Below are 26,591 nucleotides of genomic sequence, written 5' to 3'. Positions count from 1 at the left end.
CGGCCGTCACACCAGGCCGGCGTCGCGCATCAGCTGCCACAGCCCGGCGCCGTCCGGGGCGGACAGCCACTTCTGCCCCGCCGGCCCCGAGGACGGGAGGCCGGCCGGGGCGGGCAGGGTGCCGGCCAGCACCGACTGCGCCGGGGAGAGCCGCCGGATCGCCACCCCGGCGACGTTCTCCGGGTGGGCGGCGGCGAACTCCCGGTAGATCTCCTGGTCGTGCTGGCCGTCGTCGCCGACCAGCAGCCAGCGCACGTCGGGGAACTCCTGGGCCAGCCGCGCGAGGGTGACCCGCTTGTGTTCCATGCCGCTGCGGAACCAGCGGTCGGCGGTCGGACCCCAGTCGGTGAGCAGCAGCGGCCCGGCCGGGTAGAGGTGCCGGGACAGGAAGCGGGTCAGCGTGGGCGCCACGTTCCACGCGCCGGTGGAGAGGTAGAAGACCGGCGCGCCGGGGTGCGCGGTGACCAGCCGCTCGTAGAGCACCGCCATGCCGGGCACCGCGTTGCGGGCGTGCTCGTCGAGCACGAACGTGTTCCACGCGGCGAGCAGCGGCCGGGGCAGCGCGGTCACCATCACCGTGTCGTCGATGTCGGAGATGATGCCGAACTTGACCTCCGGGTCGAGGATGCGCACCGGGGCGTCGACCGGCTCGGCGTCCGGGACACTGAGCCGGACCGTACCCCAACCGGGCGGCAGGTCCGCCTCGACCAGGGTGTCGACGAAGCCGCTGCGGTCGGCCCGCGTCTCGTGCCGCACCCCGCCGGCCTCGATGGTCACCGTGACGTGCTTGTTCGGCAGCGTCGTGAAGCTGCGCCAGCCGCGGACCTTGTCCAGCCGACCTCGCTGGCGGGTGTCCGGACGGCCCAGCAGCACCCGACACATCACCCGCACCCAGCCCGGCGCGCCATAGCCGGTGTACGCGACGATGTTGACCCGCCAGCCGGTGCGCCGCAGCCGGCGCTCGACGAGCTGGTGCACGGCGTCCTCGATCCGCGCAGCCCGGTGCAGGTTCGGAACGGCCAGTTGGCCGGCGGGAGTGGGTGGCACGCGCCAACCCTGCCACACGTCGACAGCCACGGCCACGCGAGCCGACCCCGGCTGCGCCACCGCGGCCCGGCCACCGCGGAGCCGATCCAGCCCACCCCGGCTGCGCCGATCCCCCTCGGCGGCCCGGCCGAACGTGAAACACTCCGGTCGGGACGACGACGGGGGCGTTGGTCGTGTCGCATCCAGAGCAGCACCGTGGGCGATGGCGCCCGCGACTCGATCGACCGGCGCTCGTCGCGCTGCTGTTCGGGCTCGTCGGTGTCGTCTACCGGCTGGTCCTGACGCTGTTCACGGTGCCGGTGTCGAACAGCGACGAGGCGACGTTCGGGCTCGCCGCGCTGCACATCGGGCAGGGCCGGGAACACCCGGTCTTCCTCTACGGCCAGCACTACATGGGGATGTTGGAGTCGTACCTGGCCGCTCCCCTGGTGGCGGTGGCCGGGCCGAGCTGGCCGGTGCTGCGCCTGCCGATGCTCGCGCTGTACGCGATCTTCCTCTACCTGATCCACCGCTTGACCCGCCGGCTCGGCACCCCGTGGTTCGCCGCCTTCGTGGTGGGTCTGCTCGCGCTCGGGCCGGAGCGGGTGGTGCGCGACCAGCTCACCGTCGTCGGTGGGCGGCCAGAGGTGAAGCCGGCGGTGCTGCTGATGCTGCTGATCACCGTGGGGTTGGCGGCCGGCACGGTCCATCGCCGACGGCTCGCGGTCGGCCTGTTCGGGCTTCTCGTCGGGCTGGCCGTCTGGTCGGACTGGCTGATCCTGCCGTACCTCGCGGTGGCCGGGCTGGCTCTGGTCTGGGCGGTGCGGCGGGAGTTGCTCGGCTGGTCCGGTCTACTGCTGGTGGCGGGGGTGGTCGTCGGCGTGGCCCCGATGATCGTGGACAACCTGCGGGCCGGGCCCGGTGAGGATTCGCTGTCGGTGTTCCGGGAGGTCAGCACCAAGGCCGGGCCGCAGCCGCCGTGGTCCGAACGGATCCGGGGCGGCCTGCTGGAGGGGGTGCCGCTGGCGCACGGGCTCTGCCCGGTGGACGGCTGCGGACGCTGGCAGCAGTGGTTCGGCGTGCTGTACCCGCTGCTGCTCCTGGCCGGCGCGGCACTCGCTGTGCTCGCGTACCGCCGCGCCGCCGGGGCGCCGGGCGGGGAGCGGGCCGGGACGCTGCGCGGGGAGCGGGTCGGGCCGGTCGTGCAGCTCGCGCTGATCGCCGGCGCCGCGTTGACACTGCTGTCGTACGTGCGCAGTCCGCTCGCCGCGACCAGTCCGCTGGACAACGCCCGCTACCTGTCGGTGCTGCAACTGTCGCTGCCGGCGGTGCTCTGGCCGCTCTGGGTGGCGGCGCTGACCGCCTGGCGGGGCACCAGCAGCGTGCTGGGGCGGTTCGCCGGCGCGCTGTCCGCCGCCGTGCTGGCCGCGCTGACAGTCACCACCCTGGTGATCACCGTGCTGTTCGCGGCCACCGGCACCGCGGCGTCGCGGACCGAGGAGCGCCAGGCCCGGGAGTTGGCCGCCGCGCTGCGCGCCGACGGACCCCACGAGGTGTACGGGGACTACTGGACCTGCAACCGACTGATCTTCAACACGGATGAGTCGGTGGTCTGCGGGGTCCTCGACGGGAACCTGTCGCCGGGGCAGAACCGCTACCGGCCGTACTGGCGGCAGGTGGGGCGGGCCGAGCGGCCGGGCTACGTGGTGGAGGCCGACTCGCCGATGGACCGGCGGTTGCGCCGGCTGCTCGCCGACCGGGCCGACGCCGCGCCGGTGCGCGAGGTCGGCGGCTATCGCGTCTACCACCCTGACACCCCGGTGCGGCCCTGGCGGTAGGGGCTGGTCGTACGCTGGCCGGACCGGCGCGTGGGGCGCCGCCGTTTCGCCCGTCGAGGAGATCCATGCTCATCCTGTTGCCGCCCTCGGAGGGAAAGGCCGACGCCGGCACCGGACGCCGCTGGGCCCCGGACCGGCTCTCGCTGCCCGAGCTGAACCCGGCCCGCGAGCGGGTGCTGAACGCCCTGGTGACGCTCAGCGCCGGGCCGGACGAGGAGGCCGCGCGGGCGGCGCTCGGCCTCAGCGAGGGCCAGCGGGGCGAGCTGCGGCGCAACGCCCGACTGCGGGAGGCTGCCACCGCGCCGGCCGAGCGGCTCTACACCGGGGTGCTCTACGAGGCGTTGGACCTGGCCTCGTTGCCGGCCACGGCGCAGCGGGCGGCGCGCCGCTCGATCCTGATCAGCTCCGGGCTGTGGGGCGCGGTCCGGTTGGCCGACCGGATTCCGCCGTATCGCTGCCCGATCGGCGCCCGCCTGCCCGACGTCGGGGCGCTGTCGACGTACTGGCGCAGGGAGCTGACGCCGGCGGTGGACAACGCCGCCGGGCGCGGCCCGGTGTTGGACCTGCGCTCCGGCGCGTACGCCGCCACCTGGACGCCGCGCGGTGAGCTGGCCGAGCGGACGGTCACCGTGCGGGTTCTGCACGAGCGGGAGGTCGACGGCGTGCCGGTCCGCTCGGTGGTCAGCCACTTCAACAAGGCGACCAAGGGGCGTCTGGTCCGGGACCTGCTCGTCGCCGGCGCCCGGCCGCGCACCGCTGCGGAGCTGGTGGGCACCCTGCGGGAGTTGAAGCACACCGTCGAGGAGCAGGCCACCGCCCCCGGCCGGGCGCGACAGGTGGATCTGGTGGTCACCGAGCTGTAGCGGCACCGCAGTCGCAAGATTTGCTCAAGGCTGGGCCGGAGCAGTTCCGTAACGGCGTGGCAGGGGCCACGGTAGGGCAACCCAGACTCCGACAAGGGAGCCTTCGTTGACCCACGAACCCGCAGTGCTCGACCGGCCCCACACCCCGACCACCCCATCTCCGCTGGGCTGGCTGACGCTGGGCGACGCGTTCGAGGCTGCCTGCCTGCTGCGCTGCACGCCGCCGCCGACCGCCGCCCGCCCCAGCGCGGTCCGGGCCGAGCACACCGCCGGGGTGGAGTTCAACCGGGAGGACGCCGCGCAGCGGATGCGGCAACTGCTCAACCGGCTGGACATCCCGGTCAGCCACGAGGTGACCGTCGGCGGCCTGCGCCGCCGCTACGAGCTGCACCGGCTGTGGGTGCCCCGGGAGCACCAGGGCGCGTACACCCGGATGTTGGACGCGGGCTGGTGGCAGGGGCGGCGCGAGCTGCTCGGCGGGCCGCTGCCCGGCGCCTCACCGGCCCGCCGACGGTTGGTGACCCGACTGGCGGAGGCGGCCTGGCGCTCGGCGCTGCTGGCCGCCGGACGGCACGTCCGCCGGCACATCCTCGGTGTCCGGCTCACCGACCGGGAGCTGGCCGCAGTGCTGATCCGGGGAGCGGCCGTGCTCGACGTGCCGGCCCGGCTCCGCCCCGGCACCGGTTGCTTCCTGGTCAGCGTTGCCGACGGCCCGGACCGGCAGCGGATCCTGCGCAGCGCGGCGTTGGAGCCGGCGCGCGGTCCGCTGGCCGCACCCGGGGCGGCGACAGCGCGCGGGGTGATCCCGGCGTCGGCGCGGGGCGCGGTCGTTGCGCCGGCAGGTCGCACGGCCTGCTGATCGGGTTCCGAGCGTCCTGCACGTCGCCGGCCCGGGCTTGCGCGCACCCGCCCGACGGCGCACAGTGCACCGCGTGAGTCGTACCTCGTCCAGCCGCGCCGGCCTGGCCGCCCTGTCGACGGTGCTGCTGATCGCGAACCTGGCCGTCGCCAGCTGCCGGGACGCCCCGACCGAGCCGACGTCGATCCGGATCGCCACAGGTAGCCCCACCGCTGTCTACTACGCGTTCGGGCAGTCCCTGGCGGCCATCCTCAACCGGGAACTCCCCGACGTACGGGCCAGCGTGGTGATCACCGCCGCCTCGGCGGAGAACGTCCAGCTCGTCGGCTCCGGCGGAGCCGAGCTGGGCTTCACCCAGGCCGACGTGCTGCCCACCAGCACTGCGGGAAGCCCCGCGGTCGACGCCGTCGCCCGGGTGTACGACGACCAACTGCACCTGGTCACCACGAGCGGCGGCCCGGTCCGCACCGTCGCCGACCTGCGCGGCCGGCGAGTTTCCGTCGGCGCGGCCGGCTCGGGCACCGAGATCACCGCGACCCGGCTGCTGGAGGTGGCCCGCCTCGGTGGTGACGAGGTGCGTCGGGAGCGACTCGGCCTCGACGACTCGGTGACGGCGCTGCGCTCCGGGCGGATCGACGCGTTCTTCTTCTCCGGTGGGTTGCCGGTCCGGGGCATCGAGGAGTTGGCCGAGGCCAGCGCCATCCGGATCGTGGACCTCAGCGAGTGGACCGAGCCGCTGCGCTCACGCTACGGCCAGGTCTACGTCTCCCGGGACATCCCCCGCTCGGTGTACGGGGTGGACGCGGTGACCACCGTGGCCGACCCGAACTACCTGATCGTTCGGGCCGACCTGCCGGAGCCGTTGGTCCGTGAGGTGACCCGGCTGCTGATGGAACGCCGGGCCGAGCTGGCCGCCGCCCATCCGGCGGCGGGGCGGATGAGCCCTCGGTCGGCGATCGTCACCGCGCCGCTGTCGCTGCACCCCGGCGCCGCCTCCTGGTACCGCGCCACCAAACCCTGACGGCCGGGCCTTACCGTGCCGGGGAGGGTCGCAGCTCGGCGGCCGGTTTCTCCTCCGCCGGCTCCACCGCAGGGGCCGGCGTCGGGAACCACAAGGCGGCGACCAGCCCCCGCGACTCCCCCGGGCGCATGGTGAGCCGCCCGTCCGAGGCGTCCACCAGCACGGCGGCGATGGTCAGGCCGAGCCCCGCGCCGTCCACGTTCTGCGCGTCCGGGGCGCGCCAGAACCGCTCGGTCGCCTGGCCGAGCTGACTCTCGGTCATGCCGGGGCCGGAGTCGCGTACCTCCAGCGCCACCCCGCCGTCGCGGCGGGCCACCGTCACCGTCACCGCCCCGCCCGTCCCGCTGAACTTCACCGCGTTGTCGATGAGCGCGTCCAGCGCCTGGTCGACGGCGGTCGGCACGGTCTGGGCGTACGCCGGGGCGTCGCTCGTGGCCAGCCGCAACGCGACCGACCGGTGCCGGGCCAGCGGCGCCCACGCGGCCACCCGGGAGGCGGCCACCGCGGCGGCGTCCACTGTGACGCGCTCGTTCTCCTCCCGTTCGGCCCGGGCGAGGGTGAGCAGAGCGTCGAGCACCAGCGCGAGCCGGTCGGTTTCCTCCAGCGCCAGCCGGTGCTCGGACCTACCGTCCGGGTCGGTGAGGCTGGGCCCCAACTCCTCCACCCTCAGCCGCAGCGCGGTGAGCGGGTTGCGCAGTTGGTGACTGGCGTGCGCGACGAAGGCACGCTGCCGGTCCATCACGTCGGAGACCACGTCGGCCATGTGGTTGAAGCTGGCCGCGAGGCGGCGCAGCTCCGGCGGTCCCAACCGGTGCTGCACCCGGGCGCCCCGGTCGCCCTCGGCGATCTCGTGGGTGACGGCGTCCAGTTCGGTGACCGGGCGCAGCACCCAACCGGCCAGCCCGAACGCGGTGAGCACGCAGGCCAGCACGGCGAGCAGACCGGCCAAGGCGAGCAGCAGCCACCACGCGACGACGGCTCGACGGATCGGGCCGGCCGGGGTCACGATCACCACCGCGCCGAGCACCTCACCTCCGTCGTTGATCGGTACCGCCACCACCACCGGGTCGGTCGTCCAGGGCCAGACCGACTCGGGGGCGCTGGTCTGCTGCCCGGACAGCGCGACGTCCAGCACCGTCGCGGTCCCCGGGCTGGCCTGCCACCTCGGCGACGAGACCGGGATGTTCCGGTCCCGGTCGACGATCGCGGCGCTGATCGCGTACAGGTCGTCGTAGCTGGTCAGCTCCGACTCGATCGGGCCGGGCCCGCCGTCGCGCAACGCCGGGCCGGCCAGCGAGGCGAAACGGGTGGCGTCGGCGAGCCGGTCGGCGCGGACCCGTTCGGTCTCCCGGCTGGCCATGGTGGCGGCAAGCGGGGTCTCCAACGCGATGAGGACGAGGACCATCAGCAGCAGATAGCTGATCACCAGGCGACGGCGCACGTCAGCTCCTCACGCGTCGCGCAGCCGGTAGCCGACGCCGCGCACGGTCTCGACCAGGCGGGCGTCGCCGAGCTTGCCGCGCAGCGACCCGACGTGCACCTCGACGGTGTGCCGGTCGGCCCAGGTGGTGCCCCAGGCGTCGAGCAGGATCCGGTCGCGGGGCACCGCCACCCCGGGCTGGCGGGCCAGCGAGAGCAGCACGTCGAACTCCTTGCGGGTCAACGTGACGGCACGGCCGTCGACGGTCACCGTCCGCGCGGCCACGTCGATGCGGACCGGCCCGGCCTCGATGAGGTGCCGTTCGGGCGCGGCGTTCGCGGCGCGGCGCAGCACCGCCTCGATCCGGGCCTGCAGCTCCACCATCGAGAACGGCTTGACCACGTAGTCGTCCGCGCCCAGGCGCAGACCCAGCACCCGGTCCCGTTCCTCACCCCGGGCGGTCACCGCGATGATGCCGAGCTGACTGCTGCGCCGACGCAACTCCCGGCACAGGTCGGTGCCGTCGCCGTCGGGCAGGGTCAGGTCGAGCAGCACCAGGTCACAGGGGGCGGCGGAGAGCGCGGCGGCGACGGTGGCGGCGTGCTCGACCTCGTACCCGCGGCGGGTGAGGGCGGAGGACAGCGCAGCGGCCACCCGGCGGTCGTCCTCCACCAACAGGATCCGCACCCGTGCCCCCGTCCGTCGCAGCGCTGTTCTGCGAATGGTGGCAGAAGAGCGCGCGGACCGGGAGGCCACCCGCTCGCGCTGGGCGGGCTACCGGCCGCTACAGGCCGAAGGTGTCGTCGGCGACGGCGTCCCGGACGCCGTCGGTGAACCCGCGGAAGCCCGGGTCCTCGTGGCTGGCCGGCACACTGGTGACGCTGACCCCGCTGGCCTGGGTGACCGCGTCGACCAGGGCCGGATAGTCGATCTCGGCGTCCTGGAAGGCGTCGTCGTCCGCCTCGGCCAGGTTGATCACGTGCTGCACGTCGTCGGACGACGTGTCCGGGTCATCGGCCCACTCGCCACCGGCCTGGTAGCACTCGTCGTACAGCGCGCGCTGGCTGTCGGTCCAGTCATCGTCGTAACTCTGCATCGTCCATCCCTCCGCGGCCCTTGACCTGAGCATGCCCGGCGGGAGGCGACGGGCGCTGCGGTACCGGCGAAAACCGGGCAGGCGCGCCGACCACGGCCCCGTACGCTGCTGTGGTGATCTACAAACTGCTGTCGAGCGCGGAATGGGACGACGCCCTCGCCGCCGGTGCCTTCACCGGCTCCGCGGTGGACCGGCAGGACGGGTTCATCCACCTCTCCGGCGCCGACCAGGTGGTCGAGACGGCGCGGCGGTACTTCACCGGGGCGCCCGGGTTGACACTGCTCAGCGTCGAGGAGGAGCGACTGGGCGACGCGCTGCGGTGGGAGCCGTCGCGCGGCGGGCAGCTCTTCCCGCACGTGTACGGCCCGCTGCCGGTCGCGGCGGTGGTGGCGGCGCGGGCGTTGCCGGCGGACCTTCCGGCCGCCGACGCGGTGGCCGCCCTGCTGGGCTGACCCGGTGGACGCTCCGCCGGGCCGACCCGGTGGCGGCTCTGCTGGCTGACACGGACGCGCCCGACCCGACAGTGTCGGGCCGGGCGCGATGCCGTAGGGACGGGGCTCAGTGGCAGAGCCGGTCGATCTCCTGCTGGAACCGGTCCATCGGGTTCGCCTCGGCGGGGCCGAGCAGGTAGGTCTTCAGCTCCCGGCGGGCCTCGGTCATCGGGTCGTCACCGGCCCTGGTGACCGACACGATCTTCTCCAGCTCGCCGCAGTCCTTGGAGAGCAGGTACGCGGCCCGAGCCGTCGGGTACTCCCGGCGGAACTCGTCCTCCGACAGGCCGGCCGGGTTGGCCACCACGTACGGCCGCTGGCTCTGCACGAAGTCGGACACCACACTGGACACGTCGCTGATCAGCAGGTCGGTCTGGTTGAAGCAGTCGAACAGCGCCGGCGTGCGGCCGGTGACCACCAGGTGCGCGGTGCCGTCCAGCGAGGAGGCGTCCGGGTTGCCGCCGGCAGCGCGGATCGCCGTGACGACCCGGTCGTGCACGACCTTCGCCGCCCTGGACCGCGACCCGGTGAGCGGGTGCGGCTTGTAGATCAGGCGGACCCGAGGATTCGTGGCGAGCAGCCCCTTCACGATCCGCTCACCCATCAGCACCAGCGAGGTGTGGTACGGGTCGTCGTCGAGCCAGCCCTCCCAGGTGGGCGCGTAGAGCACTGTGAACGGCCGGTCCACCGACTCGGCGCCGAAGGTGTGCACACCGGCGAGCTGCGGTCGGCCGATCTCGACGATGTCCGAGTCGAGCACCCCCACCCCGGCCCGCGCGTAGCGTTCCCGGCCGGCCAGGCCCGCGACCCAGACTTCGTCGTACACCTTGCTGTAGGGGTTGACGCTGGCCTGCTTGTCGCTGTCGCCGTGCCCGACGAAGACGTGCTTCGTACCCGGCTCGCGGAGCATGTGGATGTTCGCGCCGACGTTCGCTGAGTAGAGCGCCGCGCGGATGCCGCCGAGGTCGAGGTTCATGAAGTCGACCCCGGCCGGTACGCAGATCACCGGCAGCCGGGTGTCGGCCAGCTCGAGGAACGCGTCCCGGCTGCGCAACAGCACCACAGCGCGCTGCTGGAGCGCCTCGGCCGGGGCGAGCCACATGTTCGCCTGGTAGACGTCCTTGGCCGGGCCGGCGAAGTAGAGCGCCACCTCCGGCCGGTAGTTGTCCAGCCAACGCTGGACCGCCGGCAGCAGCGGACCCTGCCCCGCGCCCCGGCCCCGCAGCCAGGTCAGCGCGATGATGGCGCCCACCAGAGCGGTCGCCAGGACCGCCACAGCGCCGGCCACGAAGAACGGCGTCGGATCGTGCTGCACCGCCGCGGCCACGCCGGCCGGCACCAGCAGCAGGTTGAGCAGGGGCATCCGGTCACCGGCGACCGCCGCCGCCCAGGCGGGCGGCTGCGGGGCGCTGGACAGCGGACCCAGCTCGATGTTGCGCACCATGGCGGAGAGCGGGTTACGACGCTCGATCATGGTGGAGAACGCACCGGCGAAGACCGACACGACCCACACCGCGGCCGGCAGCACGAGCAGCAGGGTCAGCTCGCCGCCGGTGAGCCGCACCTCGGCGGCGACCAGCAACACGGCGGCGAGGTCCCGGGTGAGCTGTCGGTACGACCAGTGCAGGCCCACCTTCTCCAACAGCAGCTGCGACGGAGGTGACCAGCGGGCGACGGCGAACTCGCCGATGATGGCGGCAAGGCCGGCGACGGCGAACAGGCCGACCCAACCGAATACGCCGCCGAGGAGCATGACCAGGTAGGCCAGTACCAGTAGCGCACTCTGGGCGGCCACTCCGAGGCGTCCTGTGAACGTGCCGAACAAAGAGTTCGCTCCCTACGAGGTTTCGTTGCGGGCGATGCCCGTGATGGACCGACGTCACTCCCCCGTCGCGCAGCGGCTCAGTCGCGGCCGGCTGCGTGTGACTGCGACCTTAACGCGAGGGGACAGCTCGGTGTCGCTCGGGTATCCGGCACCATTTCGGGCAAAGTTCCACACCGGGGTGCACCCGACCCACCTCGGGGTCGGGCGCTCGGTGCGGGTGAAGCGCTCAGCCGACCCGCCGGAAGCAGGTCATCGCGCCGGGCGCCGGGCGCGTGGCGAACTCCCGGTAGCCCAGCTGCGGCGCGGTGTCGCGGGCGTACCGGTTGCCGTTGTAGACGCAGATGGTGCCCACGTCCAGGCGGTCCAGTACCGGCGTCAGCTCGGCCGGCGTCGGGCTGGAGGTGCCGTCGGCGAAGTCGGAGAGCAGCAGTCGGTCCTTGGCGAACTGGGAGCTGAGGTCGTACTCGACGAGGTAGAAGTCGCGGGGCAGGACGACCCGGACCTCGCTGGTGATGATCGGCGTGGTCCGCATGATCGTTTTCGGGGCGAGCAGCAGGCCCTCCGGGCGGTCCAGGCCCTTGATCCAGAACGCGATCGACTGACGCTGCTGCGGAAGCTTCCAGGTGGGGCGGTCGTGCACCTCGACCCAGCTCTTCGACGACCACATCGGGGTGGCGAACAGCGCGAACGAGGCGACCAGCAGCACCGCGATCCCCCCGGACGCCGCCCGGCGCAACGCCGGGGTCGGTGCCGGCACGCGCACGGTGCAGAGCAGACCGATCAGCGTCGGCAGGGCGAGCAGCCACGGCACGCGCCAGAGCACCACCGAGATGCCGCTCAACGCGCTCAGCAGCTCCAGCACGCCGGGCACGAACAACACGCTCAACGCCAGGGCGGCGCCGGCCGCGAGCAGCGCGGGCGTACGCCGACGGGCGAGCAGCGCGCCGCACCACAGCGCGAGACCGCTGATCACCCCGACCACACCGAACAACAGGGTCCGCTTGTAGGTGTACGCCGCGTCGAAGAAGGCGTCGTCCGCCCCGGTCGCGGTCATCCCGCCGAGCAGCAGCCGGGAGACCACCAGCGAGCCGATCGGGTACGCGAGGGCGGCGACCGCCGCGACGATGGCCGCCTTCCAACGGCCGACCAGCAGCATGGCGAAGCCGGCGGCGCCGACCAGCATCGGCAGGATGATCGCCGCGGTGTTGGTGAGCCCGATCGCGGTGATCGAGAGGGCCACGATGAGCAGCAGGCTGCGCCGCGACCGGTTGTCGAACCACTCGGTCAGGTAGAGCCACATCAGCGGGATGACCGCCGAGACGAACATCCCCTTGCCCTCGTGCAGCCGCAGCAGGTGGAACGTGCCCAGCGCGGCATCGTCACCGGCGACGAGGTAGAGGTACGCGATCGCCACTGTGAAGGCGAGCAGCGGACGGCGCGGGGCCCACCGGTGCGTCAGCCGCCACAGCGCCAGCGCCGCGATCACCGCCATGATCGGCAGCAGCACGTACCAGAGGGCCGAGCTGGCGTGGATGCCGACGACATTGGCGAACGCGCCGTCGAAGACCTCGATCGACGGGATGGGCGGTTGCGAGCCCATGGACGGCAGCACGTTCTCGGAGAACAGGAAGTCGTTGAGCGGGATCAGGTCGCGCTCGGCGATCCACACCGACTTGCCGACGTAGTAGACGTCGTCCGGGGTGTTGCGGGCCATGAAGAACGAGGAGATGCCGACCAGGGCCGAGACGACCAGCGCGTACGCCGACTGCACAGTGGTGGGCGCCGGGGCCGCCGGGGTGGGCGCCGGGCCGCTCACCCAGGCCTGGCGTACCAGCAGGAGGCCGCCGACGGCAGCGAGCAGGCCGGCCACCGCCGGGATCCACCAGGAGAGGCTGGTGCCGGTGCCGGCCACCCCGGCGGAGACTGCGGCCACCACGGCGGCGACCAGAACCCCGATCAGCAGGCGGCGGTCGGCGGCGGCGCGTGCGACGACGGGTTCATCCTGAGCGGCCGGGGCGCTGTCGGTCGGGGTGCTGTCGGCCGGGGCGCGGCGGCGGGCGCGCAGCACGGCCACGACCGCGAGCACCACACAGGCCAGCAGCCAGATCCGGAAGGTCACCGACGGACGCAGGTCCCCCAGGAAGGCCAGGTGGTAGAGCACTGTGAAGAGCGCGAACGCGATCACGGCGCCGTCGGTGAGCACCGCCGGGGCGACGGCCACCAGCGCGCGTACCCGGGACAGCCCCGCGCGAGCGCCGGCGGGTCGGGATGCCGGCCCGGTCCGCGGCGTCGGGTCCGGTTCGGCGGGCGCTACGGCGATGCTGTCGACGTTGGCCACGGGCGTCCTTACTCGTCAGGCGGATGAGGGGCGTCGGCACGGTGACGGCCGGGTGTCAAGGGGGCAGCGTAGCGGAGTCGGGCAGGGGGGCCGCTGCTGCTGGCGACCGAGTGTCGAGGGCTGGTCAGCCCGATATCGGAGCCGCCCGGGGACGGGGCAGCGCGCTGTCGGCGCCGAGCCCGGCGGCCACGGATTCGACCAGGTTGTCGAGGTAGCCGTCGGTGAGTGGGAGCCGGGCGATGGCGAGCCGCCAGTAGAGCGGCCCGACGATGAGGTCGATGGCGGCGTCCAGCTCGGTGTCGGCGGGCAGCTCGCCACGCTGCATCGCACGGGTGACCAGGCGACCGCCGATCTCCTGCTGCCGGGCGTGCAGCACCTGACGCAGGGTCGCGTCGATGCTGGGGTTGCGGGCGGCCTCGGCCAGCAGGTCCGGAATGATCTGCGACGCCAGTGGGTGGCGCAGCGCGTGCGCCACCGCCTGGAACAGCAGCGCGAGATCACCGCGCAGCGTGCCGGTGTCCAGAGCGGGGAGCTTGCCGTGTGCCGCGGCGGCGACGATCTCCAGCACCAGGTCGAGCTTCGAGCTCCACCGGCGGTAGATCGCCGTCTTGCTGACGCCGGCCCGCCGGGCCACCGCCTCGATGGAGAGCCGGCCGTAGCCGACGGCGGCGAGCTCCTGCATCAGCGCCCGGCGGATCGCCGTGGTGATCTCGTCGCGCAGCACCGCCGCGCCAGCCGGCGCCCGCCTCTTTTCGGTGGTCATCGAGGGCTCTTATCGCAGGTCACGCCGGACAGCGTAGCGCAACGACGGTACGGTTGCGTCCCGACGTGTTTCGGACTACTGTCCTCGCAGCGACGAGGCGGCGCCCCGCGCAAATTTCCCACTAGGATTCGATCGTCGCGAGCAACCCCCGTCTGCACGAAAGATCGGAGCGCCATTTCCATGGCCACCACCGCGCTGGTCGACCCCGACACGGGCCTGACCCAGGCGCAGCTGGCCGCTCGGCACGGGCTACGGGTCGCCGGTGAGCGACCCAGCCTCGTCGAGTACAGCCGCCGACTCTGGGCCTACCGGCACTTCATCGCCGCGTACGCCAATGCCAAGCTCGTCGCCTCGTACAGCAACGCCAAGCTGGGTCAGCTGTGGCAGGTGCTCACCCCGCTGACCAACGCGGCGGTCTACTACCTGATCTTCGGGGTGGTGCTGGCACAGAACAGCATCCCGAACTTCATCGCCTACCTGACCACCGGGTTGTTCATCTTCAACTTCACCCAGAGCGCCGTCTTGGCCGGCACCCAGTCGATCAGCAGCAACCTCGGGCTGATCCGGGCGCTGCACTTCCCCCGGGCCAGCCTGCCGCTGTCCACCACGATCACCCAGTTCCAGCAGTTGCTGGCCTCGATGGTGGTGCTGGTCGGCATCGTGCTGGCCACCGGCGAGCCGCTCACCTGGGAGTGGCTGCTGTTGGTGCCGGCGCTGCTGCTGCAAGCGGTGTTCAACGCCGGCGTGGTGCTGCTGGTGGCCCGCCTCGGCGCCAAGTCGAGCGACCTGAAGCAGGTCATGCCGTTCATCATGCGGACCTGGATGTACGGCTCCGGCGTCCTCTACAGCGTCACCCTCTTCGACCGGCTGCCCGGCTGGGCGACGACGCTTGTGCAGTACAACCCGCTGCTGGTCTACATCGAGCTGGCGCGGTACGCGCTACTCGAGGAGGCACCGCTGCTCAACGAGTCGCTGACCCAGCTCTGGCTGGTCGGCGCCGGTTGGGCGCTGGTCGCCGGCATCGGCGGCTTCATCTACTTCTGGCGCGGCGAACAGGAGTACGGCCGTGGTTGATCACTTCGACGCCCCCGTTGAGGCGAGCGCGACGATGACCCGAAACCAGGAGCGCATCCCGACAGTGGTCGTGGACGACGCGCACATCATCTACCGGGTGCACCAGGGCGCCGCCGGTGGCACCACGCCGGTGGCCGCGCTGCGCCGGCTCGTGAAGCGCACCCACGCGCCGAACGTCCGGGAGGTGCACGCGGTCAAGGGCATCTCCTTCACCGCGTACCGGGGCGAGGCGATCGGGCTGATCGGCAGCAACGGCTCCGGCAAGTCCACCATCCTGCGGGCCATCGCCGGCCTTCTGCCGGTGAACCGGGGCGCCATCCACACCCAGGGGCAGCCGTCCCTGCTGGGCGTCAACGCCGCCCTGCTCAACGACCTCTCCGGGGAGCGCAACGTCACCCTCGGCTGCCTGGCCATGGGCATGCACCCCGACGACGTGGCCAAGCAGGCCGCGGGGATCATCGACTTCTCCGGGATCAACGAGCGGGGCGACTTCGCCAGCCTGCCGATGCGCACGTACTCGTCGGGCATGGCGGCCCGGCTGCGGTTCTCCATCGCCGCCGCCAAGAAGCACGACGTGCTGCTGATCGACGAGGCGCTCGCCACCGGCGACAAGGGCTTCCGCAAGCGCAGCGAGCAGCGCGTGCGGGAGCTGCGGGAGGGTGCGGGAACGGTGTTCCTGGTCAGCCACCAGCTCTCCTCGGTACGGGACACCTGCGAACGGACGATCTGGCTGGAGTCGGGCGTCATCCGGATGGATGGCCCCACCGACGAGGTCATCCGGGCGTACGAGGCGTACGCGAACAGCAAGTAGGGTTCCGGCGAACGTCCGGCATCGACATGACACCCGAGGACCGCGTCGCCCGCGTTGGGGCGACGCGGTCCGCGCGTTAAGGTTCATTCCGTCGCCGCTCGGGCGGAACCTTCCGTTAACGCATCCCTGAGAGTGAGGATCCGGCAATGACGCAGGACCAGACCACTGGCCCGGACGCCGAAGCGGAGACCCCGACGCCGTGGCGGCCCTCGCGGACAGTGGCGGTGGTTCTGGCCGGCGGCACCGGGACCCGGCTGGGCCTCGGCATCCCGAAGCAACTGCTGAAGATCGCCGGTAAGCCGATCATCGAGCACACCCTGGCGGTCTTCGAGGCGGCACCGGAGATCGACGAGATCATCGTGCTGATGGCCACCGGCCACGTCGAGGACGCCCAGCAGATCGTCGAGAAGGCCGGCCTGCGCAAGGTCACCAAGGTGATCGAGGGCGGTGACACCCGCAACGCGACCACCCGGATCGCGCTGGACGCGGTCGGCCCGGAAGACTGCAACATCCTCTTCCACGACGCGGTGCGCCCGCTGCTCAGCGGCCGGATCGTGCGTGAGTGCGTCAACGCGCTCTGGAGCTACGACGCCGTGGACGTGGCCATCCCCTCCGCGGACACGATCATCCAGGTCGACGAGAACGACTGCATCACCGACATCCCGGTACGCTCCCGGCTGCGCCGTGGCCAGACCCCGCAGGCGTTCCGCTCCCCCACGATCCGGGCGGCGTACCAGATCGCCGAGGACGACAGGGACTTCGCCGCCACCGACGACTGCGGCGTGGTGCTGCGCTACCTGCCCGGCACCCCGATCAAGGTGATCGACGGTTCGGACGAGAACATCAAGGTCACCCACCCGGTCGACGTGCACCTGGCGGACAAGCTCTTCCAGCTCGCCGCGGCGCAGGCGCCCCGGCTGACCGACCACCGCAGCTACAGCGAGGAGCTGACCGGCCGGACCATCGTGGTGTTCGGCGGCAGCTACGGCATCGGCCACGAGTTGACCGAGCTGGCCCGGCGCTACGGCGCCCAGGTCTTTCCGTTCAGCCGTTCCAGCACCGGCACCCACGTGGAGCGGGCCGAGGACGTCGAGGCCGCGCTGACGACCGCCTTCGAGGCCACCGGCCGGATCGACCACGTGGTGGTCACCGCCGGCATCCTGGAGAAGGGCGCCCTCGCCGAGATGGACGAGGAAACCATGGACCGGCTGCTCCAGGTCAACTTCGTCGGCCCGGTGACCATCGCCCGCCAGGCCCTGCCGTACCTCCAGCAGACCAAGGGCCAGCTGCTGCTCTACACCTCCAGCTCCTACACCCGGGGCCGGGCCCGCTACGCGCTCTACTCGGCCACCAAGGCCGCCCTGGTCAACCTCACCCAGGCGCTCGCCGACGAGTGGGCAGACGTGGGTGTTCGCGTCAACTGCATCAATCCGGAGCGCACCGCCACCCCGATGCGGACGCGGGCCTTCGGCGAGGAGCCGGAGCACACCCTGCTCGCCGCTGAGGCCGTCGCCCAGTCGTCGCTGGACGTGCTGATCTCCGACCTGACCGGCCAGGTGATCGACGTACGCCGGGCACCCGGCGACGGGCCCACGCCGAGCGTGCCGGCCCAGTCCGGGTCCGGTCGGTTCGAGACGCCAGCCGGCGCGACGTCCGCCAACTGACCCCGGCGGCTGCGGAACCACGAACGGAGCGACATGCGCGGCGACCTGGTCCGAAAGCTGGCCGCCCGGTGCCTGACCACCGGGTTGGCCGTGCTGGCCTTTGTCGTGCTGGCGCTGACCGGCGCCACCGGCTGGGGGCTGGCGTTGGCCGTCGCCGCGCTGGCCGCCTCGGCCGCCGAACAGCGGATCCGGCCCAGCGCCGACCTGGTGGCGGAGACCGCGTTGATCGCCGCGGCGATCCTGGTCGGTTACTCCCGGCGGTTGGACGGCGGGCTCAACCTCGCGCTGGTCGCCACCGGGCTGGTCCTGCTGGGGCTGGTGCTGCTGGTGGGGCCCCTGCGCACCGCCGGCAGTCTGGAGATCCGGGCGGCAAATCTGCGGGTACGCGCCTGGACGCCGCTGATCACCGACCGGCTCGGCACGGCTCTGCTCGGGCTGCTCGCCGCCCTGGCGCTCGCCGCCGCGCTCGCCCTGCCGGCCGGTGTGGCGCTGGCCGCCAGCCTGCTGGTCGGCGCGGGCGCCGGGGCGGTCGCGCTGGAGCTGGCCCGGCGGCGGTTCCGGCCGCGAGCCGGTGGCGGGTCGGTGGCCGCCGCGCTGCGCCGGCACCAGCCGGAGTTCCTGCTCTACTTCTCCGCGCCTCCCGGCTCGGAATACCAGGTCACCATGTGGCTGCCGTACCTGGAACGGATCGGCCGACCGTTCCTGGTCGTGCTGCGTGAGCCGGAGTTCCTGGCTCCGATCGCGGCGGCCACCGACGTACCGGTGGTCTACTGCCCCACCCTGGCGGCCATGGACGAGGCGTTGGTGCCGAGCCTGCGGGCGGCGTTCTACGTCAACCACGGTGCGAAGAACAGCCACTGCGTCCGCTTCACCCAGCTCACCCACATCCAGCTGCACCACGGCGACAGCGACAAGGCGCCGAGCGCCAACCCGGTGTCGGGGATCTTCGACCGGATCTTCGTGGCCGGGCAGGCGGCGATCGACAGGTACGCCCGCGCCGGAGTGCAGATCCCGGCGGACAAGTTCGTGGTGGTGGGTCGCCCGCAGGTCGAGTCGATCGAGGTACGCCCGGAGCCCGCGCGAGGGTTGGCGCACCCGACGGTGCTCTACACGCCGACCTGGACCGGGCACCACGCCGACGCCGACTACTGCTCGCTGCCGGTGGCCGACAAACTGTTGCGCCGACTGTTGGAGCGCGGCGCGACGGTGATCCTGCGGGCCCATCCGTACACCGCGCAGAACCCGGCATCGGCCCGCCAACTGGGCCGCCTGACCGAGCTGCTCGTCGCCGACCGGGCCCGCACCGGCCGCCAGCACGTGGTCGGCGCGGCGGCTCGGGAGCTGAGCCTGACCGAGTGCGTCAACTCCGCCGACGCGCTGGTTTCCGACGTGTCCGGCGTGATCTCGGATTTCCTCTACTCCGGCAAGCCGTACGCGGTCGCCGACATGGGCGACGAGGGCGACCGGTTCGTGGAGCGGTTCCCGCTGGCCGGGTCGGGTTACGTGCTGCGCCGGGACATGTCCAACGTGGACGAGGTGCTGACCGCGCTGCTGGACACCGACCCGCTGGCCGAGGCCCGCTGGGCCACCCGCCGCCGCTACCTGGGTGACTTCCCGGCCGAGTCGTACGCCGAGGCGTTCCTGACCGCCGCCCGCCGGGAGCTGGCACCGGCCGAGACACTGACCGCGTCCACACCGGCGTAGCCGCTCAGCGATACGGGTCGAGCAACGCCAGCACTGCGGCCGGGTCCTCCACGTGCGCGTTATGCCCGAGGCCGGGGAGGGTGGCGACCGGTACGCCGTACTCCTTGAGCTGTTCGTCGGTGACCATCGGGTCGTTCTCGCCGCGCGCCAGCACCACCGGCACGTCGGTCGCCGCCAGCAGCGCGGCCAGGTCGGGCTCGCCGACGGCGAAGGCGGCCGGGTCCATGGCGAGGCGCCACCGGCCGTCGACCTGGCGCAGCCCGGCGTCCACCACCGGGTGGTCGGGCGAGACCAAGCCGGCCAGCCCGGCGACCCGCAGGTAGCGGCGCGCCGCTTCGGTGCGGCTGGCGAACCAGCTCACCGGGCGGGCGGCGACCTCGGCGGCGCGGGTCAGCTCAGCGGGTGACCAGAGCGCCTTGATGCCCAGCCCGACCACAGCGTCCACCGGCGTCCCGGCCTCGCGGGCGGCCAGCGCCAGGCCGACCACCCCACCCAGCGAGTGCCCGAGCACCACCAGCCGGTCGTCGGGAGCGAGTGCCTGCGCGATCTGCTGGGCGAAGCCCACGAAGGAGTACGACGGCAGCGGCGACGCCCAGCCGTGGCCGGCGAGGTCCGGTGCCAGCCACCGCCCGGGCCAGTGCTGCTCGAGGTACGGCGCCCAGGGCAACCACACGTCCCCGGTCGCCCCCATGCCGTGCAGCAGCAGCAGGACCGGCCTGCGGCCGGCGTGACCACCCGTTTTCTCCACCACGGCCGCAGTCTCCCATGGTTCACGGCCTGGTACGAGAGCCGTCGATGACGGTTACGGCGGACCGCGCGGACAAACGCCGCGGGCGCCGGCCCCTTGTGGAGGACGGCGCCCGCGGCGGTCAGTGTGCCCGGGTCAGGCGGAGTAGCCCCGGCTGGCGATCCAGTTGGCCAGGTCGATCGTGGTGATCCAGTACGACGGGTCGGCCGGGTTCGCCGAGTCGGCGATCCGCACGGTGCGACCGTTGTCCTTGTAGCCCACGACGGCGATGTAGTGCCCGCCACCGTAGGAGTGCCAGCTGCCGTCGGTGTCGGTGGCGTCCCCGACGACGTTGGCCACCACGCCCCGCCCGTCGGTGATGGCCTTCACCACGTCGGCCTGGAGCCGGTCCATCTGAGCCGGGCTGGGCGCGCCGAGGAACATCCGGGTCCGGTACGGGGAGCCCTTCACCTCGGCGTTGAGCACCCGGGTGGTGTCCTCGGCCGAGTTGGTGCCCATCTCGGTGGTGCCCAGCTCGGCGCCGAGCTCCTCCTGGGTGCGGTCGATGCCAGCGGCGCTGAGCGCGTTGCGGGTGGCCGCCGGACCGCAGTTGTAGTAGGTGTTCTGCGCCTCGTAGTCGTAGTCGAGCACCTTGGTCGCGGGCGGCTTCGGCGGCTGCGGCTTGCGGGTCAGGTCAGGGTTGCTGCTGGCCTTGGCCGCGGGGGACGCGGCGCTGGTGGCCGGGGCGGCGGTGGTCGGCGCGGCGCTGGCCGAGGGGGACGCGTCCCGGACATCGCCGCGGGAGGCGGCGACGTCGCTGCGCATCTCGGCGACAGTGGTCGCGGTGCGCTGGCCGGCCGGGGCGTCGTCGGCAGTGGTGAGCAGGGCGCCGGTGGTGGTGGCGATCGCGAGGGCCGCGGCGGACGCGGCGACGATCTGGTACGGGCGCTCGGTGGCGAGGCGGCGGAGCTGACGCTTCAGGGTGTGCTTCACGGGGTCCTCCACGGGTCGGGGGGAGAGCGGCACACCGGGGCCGGACCGGCATCCGGGCAGGCGCCAGCGCGCGGACCGTGGTCCGCGGATGGTGAACCGCTCAGGGGAACGCCCGGCGCGGCCGGGCGGGAAAGGCGATGACCCGGGGGTCAGCTCACCGTCACTGGACGAATGAGCGGGTGCACCGCCGCGCCGTGGAGGCGAGGGAACAACCGAGGGGTGGAAAGGTGCTGCACGAGGACGGGACTCCTTCCGACACCGCCTACCGGGTTAGCTGACGGATTCGGGCGGGAAGATCGCCCTACCGCGGGCCGTGGCTCGCGGATTCACCCCAGACTTACTGATGGGTCCCCGGCTCGTTGATCACGATTAAGCGGGTCGATGCGGCGTCGCGTCTTGCGATCGGTTACCGCACCGGACGAGACGACACTACTGGCGTCTCAGCGCCCTGCCAAGCCAGGTTCACCTGCGTAAACCCCAATTGGCGCGACAATTTCTGCGCGTATTGCCGATGATGTGACTCGATGGGACAACCGGTTGCGGTGACGCCTACGGGCGACAACCGGACAGGCCGCAAAGAACGCGACCACAATCGCGGGAACAATGCCGCCGATCGCGCCGCACGTCCGATTTCGCAATGGGGTGACCGGCCTCACATCACGGATTGGGCTCAACCCACCCGGGCCGGGCGCCACAGTGCCACGACGGCGGGACGCAACGCCCCGGCCACCGTCCGACGCGCGGGCACCGGGGCGGGGCGGAGCCGGGCCGCCGCCGCGTACGCCTCCTCGGCGAGGGCACGAGCCGACTCGGCGGCCAACTCCGCGTCGCGCCAGGCGGCCCGCTCACGGTCGGCGGCCACCTGGTAGTCGGCCAGCCGCGCATCCCGGATCACCCGGCTGATCAGCACCTCCTGCTCGACCGGGTGTCGCCGGGGATCCCAGCCGCGCCGGTGCCCGAACACGTCGCCGAGCTGTGCCATGGTCAGGTCGCCCCGCCAGTACGCCGCCATCGCCGCTCGGTGCAGATAGCGTTCCCGGGCGGCGTACTCGGCGGGGGTGTGCGGGGTCTGTGGGGTGGGCAGTGTCCCGACGCCCGCGAAGCGGCGCGTGGCGGTGTCCGCCTCGTCGTACCCGATCCAGGCCCGCTCCAGCTGCTCCTGAGCGGTCAGCCAGGCGGCGCGCCACCGCTTGGCGGTGGTGGCCGCGCCGGCCGCGGCGACGGCCACCTCCTCGGCGTAGCGGCGCAGGTCGACGGCCTCGGCGGCGGCCAGCTCCCGAGGAGTGGGCCCGGCCGGGAGCGGGTCGTCAGTGGGCCGGTCCCGTTCGGGGCGGGCGGCCAGCACGGTGAGCAGGCCCAGGGTCAGCAGGAACAGCGTCGACCAGATGGCGGCGGCCTGCGGCACCTCGGTTACGAACTGGTAGAAGACGACGGTCTCCATGGTCGGCACCTCGGGGAGAGAGCAGTGCGATGGGGAGCCGCGCCGGCCAACGGGCCACTGTGGGCCACGGGTCGGCGGGTCCGGGAGCTGTGGGTCGACAGGGCGCGGTGACGGGACGGTCGTCCCGGTGGCTCAGCGCCCGGGTGGGGCCCGGGAAGCCCGACCGCTCGGACCGTCGACGAGGGGCAGCCGGTCAGATTCGGCAGCGCGGACCGACAGCACGCCGGACGCGATGGTGCCCTGATCGCCGGGGAGCGCCACCGGCATGTCGACCGACCAGGTCGGGACCGGCTCCTCGGTGACCTCCGGAGGTATCGCCGGGGCCGGGCGGGCCGCACCGGGTGCTCCGGCGAGCCAGCAGGAGGCCGCCAGCGACCCGGCGGCGACCGAGGCCGACACCGCACTCGACGTTGGCACCGGGCCGGGCGTTGACGAGGCGGCCGTGGCCGGGCCTGCGCCGAGCGCCAGGGCCGCGACGACGGCGAGGCTGGTCAGCACCCGAGTCGCCCAGCGCGCCACCCACCACAGCGGACAGGTGAACGCGACCGGAAGCACGTCCCCACGCTACCGTCGCGCCGAGCCTGGCGCACCGACCACGGGCGTGTCGAACTACGCCGCGCCGACCCCTTTGACCAGGGTGGACGCTGTCAGCTCAGGTCGACGTACGTTGATCGAGCGCCGGTCTGACCGACAGCGCCGGCAGGTCCGTCGACCTCACCGCGGGCGCTGCTTCCGAGGTCTCGCGCGCCATCGTCGCCGGCCGCGCGTTGTCGGGGAACGGGCGCCGGACGGGCCGCACGGCGCGGCGCGAGCCGGCGCATCATCGGGGTTTCGACGAAGCGGTGCAACAGCCCGGCGAGGATCAGGGTCGCCGCCAGGAAGCCGAACACCACGGCCGGGCCACGCCAGCCCGCGAAGCCGATCCCCCAGGTTCCGCTCCAGCGCAGCACGCTCGTCATCACCAGCACGTGCACCAGGTAGAACGCGAACGAGACCTCACCGAGCCAGACCAGCGGCCGGGACCGCCACGGCGAGCGCCGACCCCGCACGTCCGCGTCCGCGGCAGCGGTGATCACCAACAGGTACGCGACAGCGAGCAGCGTGGTCCACAGCTCGGCGCGGATCCACTGCGCGGCCACCACCCAGGTGACCAGGAAGATCCCGGTGGCCACGGCCAGGTTGGGACCACGCCAGAGCCGGCGGCGCATCAACTCGGCAGCCACCGCGCCCAACCAGAACTCCAGCGACCGTACCGGCGGGAAGATCTGGGTGAACCACCAGCGGCTCACCTCCGGCACCAACTCCTGCGCCGGCCAGAGCGCGAGGATCAGCAGCGGCAGCGCGACGATCAGCGCCCAGAGCACCTTCGGTCGGGCCCGGCGCAGCAGCGGCAGCGCCAGCGGCAGACAGAGGTAGAAGAAGAACTCGCAGGACAGCGACCAGCTGACCGTGTTGATGCTGTAGAACCAGCCCGGCCGGGGATCCCACGCCTGCAACAGCAGCAGGTTCTCCAACGCCGCCGCCGGCAGGACCGGGTCGGCGAAATACCAGGCGACGCCCAGCGTCGCCGCGAACAGCACCAGGTGGTTCGGGTAGATCTTGGCAATCCGTCGCCGCCAGAAGGTACGCCGGGAGTCCCCCTCGCGGGCCGACCAGACCAGCACGAACCCGCTGAGGATGAAGAAGAACTGCACCCCGGAGAGGCCCAGGGTGAACAGCTCGTCAACCACTGCCTTGTAGTCCGGCTCGGCGATGATCCGCATGGTGCCGGCGTGAAAGCCGAAGACCAGCAGAGCGGCGATCCACCGCAGCCCGGTCAGCGAGGGCAGCCGGGGCGGGGCGGGTGCGGGTCGGGCGGCCGACATCGCGGCGACGCTCGTCATGCCGGGATCCCGGCGCTCGGCAGGGTCACCAGCACTGTCGTAGCCTCCTCGGCGCGGCGTCGGACGGCGCGACGGCGACGCCCACGACGACCCGGCAGGGCCGCACCGAGGCACCCTACCGGGTCACTCCCGGGTGAACCGGACGCATCCCACCCGCCCCACCAGCCCGCGTTTCCCCGGCCGGGAGACCGTCCACCGGCCCGGCGTTAACCTTCCGCTGGGCGGGAGTTCAGAGAGTCCACCATCGGCGGCAACGTCAGGTTCCGGGGCCGGCCACCCGGGTCGTTGAAGGTGGCGGACGTGGTCAATGAGCCGACGCACGCACCGCTGCTGAGCATCGTCGTGCCCGTGTACGGCGTCGAGGCATACCTGTACCAGTGCCTCGAGTCGATCCGGGCCGACATCCCGGCGGGCGAGTCGGACGCGGTCGAGCTGATCGCCGTCGACGACGCCTCCCCGGACGGCTGCGGCGACATGCTCCGCTCGTACGCGGTCAGCCGCGACGGCGTGCGGGTCGTGCACCTGAGCAGCAACGTGGGTCTGGGGCTGGCCCGCAACGCCGGGCTCGACGTGGCCACCGGCCGGTACGTCTGGTTCGTCGACAGCGACGACTGGTTGCCGCCGGGCACGATCGCGGCGGTGTTGGACCGGCTGCGCCAGCACCAGCCCGACGTGCTGATGCTCGACCACCTGCGGGTGCACGAGGACGGCCGGCGGGAGGTCGACGCGAGCAGCCCGCTGCTGCGCGGCATCACCGGCGTGACCCGGCTGGCCGACCAGCCGCACCTGCTGCGGGTGCAGCACACCGCCTGGAACAAGGTGGTCCGCCGGGACTTCATGGACGAGCTGGAGCTGCGGTTCTTCCCCGGCTGGTACGAGGACATCCCGTTCAGCCACCCTCTGCTGATCGGGGCCGAGAAGATCTCCGTGCTGGACCGGGTCTGCTACCTGTACCGGCAGGGCCGCCAGGGCGCGATCACCTCCACCCGCAGCGGCCGGCACTTCGACGCCTTCGCCCAGTACGAGCGGCTGTTGGACTGGGTCGCCCGGAAGCACCCGGACGAGCGGTTGCAGGCCGAACTGTTCGAGCTGATGATCAGCCACTACCTGGTGGTGGTGGGCAACGACGGCCGGCTGCACCCACACCTGCGGCGCGACTTCTTCCACCGGGCCGCCGCGCACTACCGTCGGTACCTGCCCACCGGCGGCTACCCGCTGCCCCCGGGCGTGACCGGGCTCAAGCACCGCCTCGTCGGGCGGGGTGACTGGTTGGCGTACTCGGCGCTGCGCCAGGCCCACCGGGTCGCTGGCCGCCTGCGTCGTCCCGGCCCGGTGGGCGGCGCCGACGGCGGTTCGCTCGCCGCCGACGAGGAGCCGGGGCGAGCGGCGAGCGCCGGGCCGACGCGCGACGGTGAGCTCGCGCCGGAGCGGCGCGACGCGCTGGCCGTCGGCCGGCTGCCGTGATCGACCCCACCGCCGAGCACGCCGAGAGCCGGGGCGGCTCCCGGCGCCCTGATGTCCCAGGTCGTCCGCCCGCCGGGTGGACGACGACAGCACCACCGCACCCCGGTGCGGACGTACCTGAGCAGAGGTCGGAATGACGGCGACAATCAAGATCGGACCGCACGCGGTCGGTGCCGGGGAGCGACCGTTAGTGGTCGCCGAGATGTCCGGCAACCACAACGGCGATCTGAACCGGGCGCTGGCCATCGTCGACGCGGTGGCCGCGAGCGGGGCGCACGCGCTCAAGCTCCAGACGTACCGGCCGGACACCATCACCATCGACGTCGACACCCCGGCGTTCCGGATCTCCAGCGGGCACGAGCTGTGGGGCGGGGAGAACCTGTACCGCCTCTACGAACGCGCGCACACCCCGTACGAGTGGCACGCCCCGATCTTCGAGCGGGCCCGCGAGCGTGGCCTGACGGTCTTCTCGTCGCCGTTCGACGCGACCGCCGTGGAGCTGCTGGAGTCGCTGGACGCGCCAGCGTACAAGATCGCCTCGTCGGAGCTGGTCGACCTGCCGCTGATCCGACTGGTGGCCAGCACCGGCAAGCCGATGGTGATCTCCACCGGAATGGCGACGGTCGCCGAGATCGACGCCGCCGTGCGCACCGCCCGGGACGGCGGCGCGGCGGGCATCGTCCTGCTGGCCTGCACCGCGTCCTACCCGGCGCCGCCGGCCGACAGCAACCTGCGCCGGTTGCCGGTGCTGGCCGGCGCGTTCGACGTGCCGGTCGGGCTCTCCGACCACACGCCTGGCATCGGGGTGGCGGTCGCCTCGGTGGCGCTCGGTGCCTGCTTCATCGAGAAGCACGTGACGCTGGACCGGGCCGACGGCGGTGTGGACTCGGACTTCTCGCTGAACCCGGCGGAGCTCACGGCCCTGGTCGCCGAGTCGGGCCGCGCGTACGAGGCGCTGGGTGGCACCGCGATCGGACCGACCCCCGCCGAGCGGGAGGGGCTGCGGTTCCGCCGGTCGCTCTTCGTGGTCGAGGACGTCCGGGCCGGTGACCCGGTGACCGCGCGCAACGTCCGCTCGATCCGGCCGGCCGGCGGCCTGGCGCCCGTGGAGATCGATCGGGTCCTGGGCCGCACCTTCGCCACCGACGTCCCCCGCGGCACCCCCCTGAGCTGGAACCTGATCTAACCGCCCCGCCCCGCCCCGCCCCGCCGCGCCCCGCCCCGCCCGACTGCCCGTGTCGATCATGGACTTGTGGTGGGCGTTTGGACCCCCGGTGCCTGCTTTGTTAG

General features: G+C 72.7%; 23 protein-coding genes and 1 riboswitch. Of the genes, 11 read left to right on the top strand and 12 right to left on the bottom strand.

Translation table 11 applies throughout. The features are described 5' to 3' along the window. Positions 1 to 6: 6 nt before the first annotated feature. The gene (locus ACLJOK_RS26305) at positions 7 to 1,047 is read right to left on the bottom strand and encodes an App1 family protein (protein WP_410821251.1); all 1,041 of its coding nucleotides are present in this window, start codon (positions 1,045 to 1,047) and stop codon (positions 7 to 9) included. Between the two features lie 173 nt (positions 1,048 to 1,220). On the opposite strand from ACLJOK_RS26305, the gene ACLJOK_RS26300 reads away from it, so the two are divergent. The 4 genes from ACLJOK_RS26300 (at position 1,221) to ACLJOK_RS26285 (ending at position 5,607) form a co-directional block, all read left to right on the top strand. Further along, positions 1,221 to 2,864 (top strand): ArnT family glycosyltransferase, encoded by a 1,644-nt coding sequence (locus ACLJOK_RS26300; protein WP_410821250.1) that lies wholly within the window; start codon positions 1,221 to 1,223, stop codon positions 2,862 to 2,864. Between the two features lie 65 nt (positions 2,865 to 2,929). Further along, a complete protein-coding gene (gene yaaA, locus ACLJOK_RS26295) occupies positions 2,930 to 3,727 on the top strand; it encodes a peroxide stress protein YaaA (RefSeq protein ID WP_410821249.1) in 798 nt (265 codons plus the stop codon). Between the two features lie 106 nt (positions 3,728 to 3,833). Next, positions 3,834 to 4,586, top strand: a complete 753-nt coding sequence (locus ACLJOK_RS26290; protein ID WP_410821248.1) for a hypothetical protein — start codon at positions 3,834 to 3,836, stop codon at positions 4,584 to 4,586. A 64-nt stretch (positions 4,587 to 4,650) separates the two neighbouring features. Beyond that, entirely contained in the window at positions 4,651 to 5,607 is a 957-nt protein-coding gene (locus tag ACLJOK_RS26285; protein WP_410821247.1) for a TAXI family TRAP transporter solute-binding subunit, read from the top strand. A 10-nt stretch (positions 5,608 to 5,617) separates the two neighbouring features. On the opposite strand, the gene ACLJOK_RS26280 is transcribed toward ACLJOK_RS26285, so the two are convergent. The 3 genes from ACLJOK_RS26280 to ACLJOK_RS26270 form a co-directional block, all read right to left on the bottom strand. Next, on the bottom strand, positions 5,618 to 7,048 hold the full coding sequence (locus tag ACLJOK_RS26280) for a sensor histidine kinase (RefSeq protein ID WP_410821246.1): 1,431 nt from the start codon (positions 7,046 to 7,048) through the stop codon (positions 5,618 to 5,620). 9 nt (positions 7,049 to 7,057) lie between these two features. Beyond that, positions 7,058 to 7,714, bottom strand: a complete 657-nt coding sequence (locus tag ACLJOK_RS26275; RefSeq protein WP_091401433.1) for a response regulator transcription factor — start codon at positions 7,712 to 7,714, stop codon at positions 7,058 to 7,060. 97 nt (positions 7,715 to 7,811) lie between these two features. After that, positions 7,812 to 8,123, bottom strand: a complete 312-nt coding sequence (locus ACLJOK_RS26270) for a hypothetical protein (protein ID WP_091401431.1) — start codon at positions 8,121 to 8,123, stop codon at positions 7,812 to 7,814. 113 nt (positions 8,124 to 8,236) lie between these two features. Between ACLJOK_RS26270 and ACLJOK_RS26265 the strand changes: the two genes are divergently transcribed. Then, positions 8,237 to 8,575: a DUF952 domain-containing protein gene (locus ACLJOK_RS26265; RefSeq protein ID WP_410821245.1), complete on the top strand. Its 339-nt coding sequence runs from the start codon at positions 8,237 to 8,239 to the stop codon at positions 8,573 to 8,575. 106 nt (positions 8,576 to 8,681) lie between these two features. Here the strand turns inward: ACLJOK_RS26265 and ACLJOK_RS26260 are convergent, their stop codons facing one another. From ACLJOK_RS26260 to ACLJOK_RS26250, 3 genes are all read right to left on the bottom strand, one after another. Beyond that, complete coding sequence (locus tag ACLJOK_RS26260) at positions 8,682 to 10,439, bottom strand: CDP-glycerol glycerophosphotransferase family protein (RefSeq protein WP_410821244.1); 1,758 nt, start codon at positions 10,437 to 10,439, stop codon at positions 8,682 to 8,684. A gap of 226 nt (positions 10,440 to 10,665) precedes the next feature. After that, positions 10,666 to 12,777 carry a DUF6077 domain-containing protein gene (locus ACLJOK_RS26255; RefSeq protein ID WP_410821243.1) on the bottom strand — a complete coding sequence of 704 codons (2,112 nt, stop codon included), beginning with the start codon at positions 12,775 to 12,777 and terminating at the stop codon, positions 10,666 to 10,668. Positions 12,778 to 12,901: 124 nt separating this feature from the next. Beyond that, entirely contained in the window at positions 12,902 to 13,540 is a 639-nt protein-coding gene (locus ACLJOK_RS26250) for a TetR/AcrR family transcriptional regulator (protein WP_410821242.1), read from the bottom strand. A gap of 180 nt (positions 13,541 to 13,720) precedes the next feature. Here ACLJOK_RS26250 and ACLJOK_RS26245 point away from each other — a divergent pair, with 180 nt between their 5' ends. The 4 genes from ACLJOK_RS26245 to ACLJOK_RS26230 all read left to right on the top strand — a co-directional run bounded on the left by ACLJOK_RS26245 (position 13,721) and on the right by ACLJOK_RS26230 (position 18,793). Further along, entirely contained in the window at positions 13,721 to 14,614 is an 894-nt protein-coding gene (locus tag ACLJOK_RS26245) for an ABC transporter permease (RefSeq protein WP_410821241.1), read from the top strand. A 34-nt stretch (positions 14,615 to 14,648) separates the two neighbouring features. After that, a complete protein-coding gene (locus ACLJOK_RS26240) occupies positions 14,649 to 15,425 on the top strand; it encodes an ABC transporter ATP-binding protein (protein ID WP_354942344.1) in 777 nt (258 codons plus the stop codon). Positions 15,426 to 15,571: 146 nt separating this feature from the next. Further along, the gene (locus ACLJOK_RS26235) at positions 15,572 to 17,089 is read left to right on the top strand and encodes a D-ribitol-5-phosphate cytidylyltransferase (RefSeq protein ID WP_410821240.1); all 1,518 of its coding nucleotides are present in this window, start codon (positions 15,572 to 15,574) and stop codon (positions 17,087 to 17,089) included. 33 nt (positions 17,090 to 17,122) lie between these two features. Then, positions 17,123 to 18,793, top strand: coding sequence for a CDP-glycerol glycerophosphotransferase family protein (locus ACLJOK_RS26230; protein WP_410821239.1), 1,671 nt, complete (start codon positions 17,123 to 17,125; stop codon positions 18,791 to 18,793). 4 nt (positions 18,794 to 18,797) lie between these two features. On the opposite strand, the gene ACLJOK_RS26225 is transcribed toward ACLJOK_RS26230, so the two are convergent. The 5 genes from ACLJOK_RS26225 to ACLJOK_RS26205 all read right to left on the bottom strand — a co-directional run bounded on the left by ACLJOK_RS26225 (position 18,798) and on the right by ACLJOK_RS26205 (position 23,837). After that, positions 18,798 to 19,544 (bottom strand): alpha/beta hydrolase, encoded by a 747-nt coding sequence (locus ACLJOK_RS26225; RefSeq protein WP_410821238.1) that lies wholly within the window; start codon positions 19,542 to 19,544, stop codon positions 18,798 to 18,800. A 132-nt stretch (positions 19,545 to 19,676) separates the two neighbouring features. Further along, positions 19,677 to 20,525: a C39 family peptidase gene (locus tag ACLJOK_RS26220; protein WP_410821237.1), complete on the bottom strand. Its 849-nt coding sequence runs from the start codon at positions 20,523 to 20,525 to the stop codon at positions 19,677 to 19,679. A 232-nt stretch (positions 20,526 to 20,757) separates the two neighbouring features. After that, positions 20,758 to 20,899, bottom strand: a riboswitch (cyclic di-AMP (ydaO/yuaA leader). A gap of 284 nt (positions 20,900 to 21,183) precedes the next feature. Then, positions 21,184 to 21,954 carry a hypothetical protein gene (locus ACLJOK_RS26215; RefSeq protein ID WP_410821236.1) on the bottom strand — a complete coding sequence of 257 codons (771 nt, stop codon included), beginning with the start codon at positions 21,952 to 21,954 and terminating at the stop codon, positions 21,184 to 21,186. 132 nt (positions 21,955 to 22,086) lie between these two features. Continuing rightward, positions 22,087 to 22,509 (bottom strand): hypothetical protein, encoded by a 423-nt coding sequence (locus ACLJOK_RS26210; protein ID WP_410821235.1) that lies wholly within the window; start codon positions 22,507 to 22,509, stop codon positions 22,087 to 22,089. A 92-nt stretch (positions 22,510 to 22,601) separates the two neighbouring features. After that, positions 22,602 to 23,837, bottom strand: a complete 1,236-nt coding sequence (locus tag ACLJOK_RS26205) for an acyltransferase family protein (RefSeq protein WP_410821234.1) — start codon at positions 23,835 to 23,837, stop codon at positions 22,602 to 22,604. Positions 23,838 to 24,137: 300 nt separating this feature from the next. Between ACLJOK_RS26205 and ACLJOK_RS26200 the strand changes: the two genes are divergently transcribed. After that, a complete protein-coding gene (locus ACLJOK_RS26200) occupies positions 24,138 to 25,301 on the top strand; it encodes a glycosyltransferase family 2 protein (protein ID WP_410821233.1) in 1,164 nt (387 codons plus the stop codon). Positions 25,302 to 25,434: 133 nt separating this feature from the next. Next, positions 25,435 to 26,487, top strand: coding sequence for a pseudaminic acid synthase (gene pseI, locus ACLJOK_RS26195; RefSeq protein ID WP_410821232.1), 1,053 nt, complete (start codon positions 25,435 to 25,437; stop codon positions 26,485 to 26,487). The last annotated feature ends 104 nt before the right edge of the window (positions 26,488 to 26,591 follow it).

The organism is Micromonospora sp. 050-3, from assembly GCF_046549335.1.
GTDB classification, from domain to species: domain Bacteria; phylum Actinomycetota; class Actinomycetes; order Mycobacteriales; family Micromonosporaceae; genus Micromonospora; species Micromonospora trifolii.
Note: the sequence above shows the minus strand (reverse complement) of the source record. Positions and strands in the feature narration are given on the sequence as shown.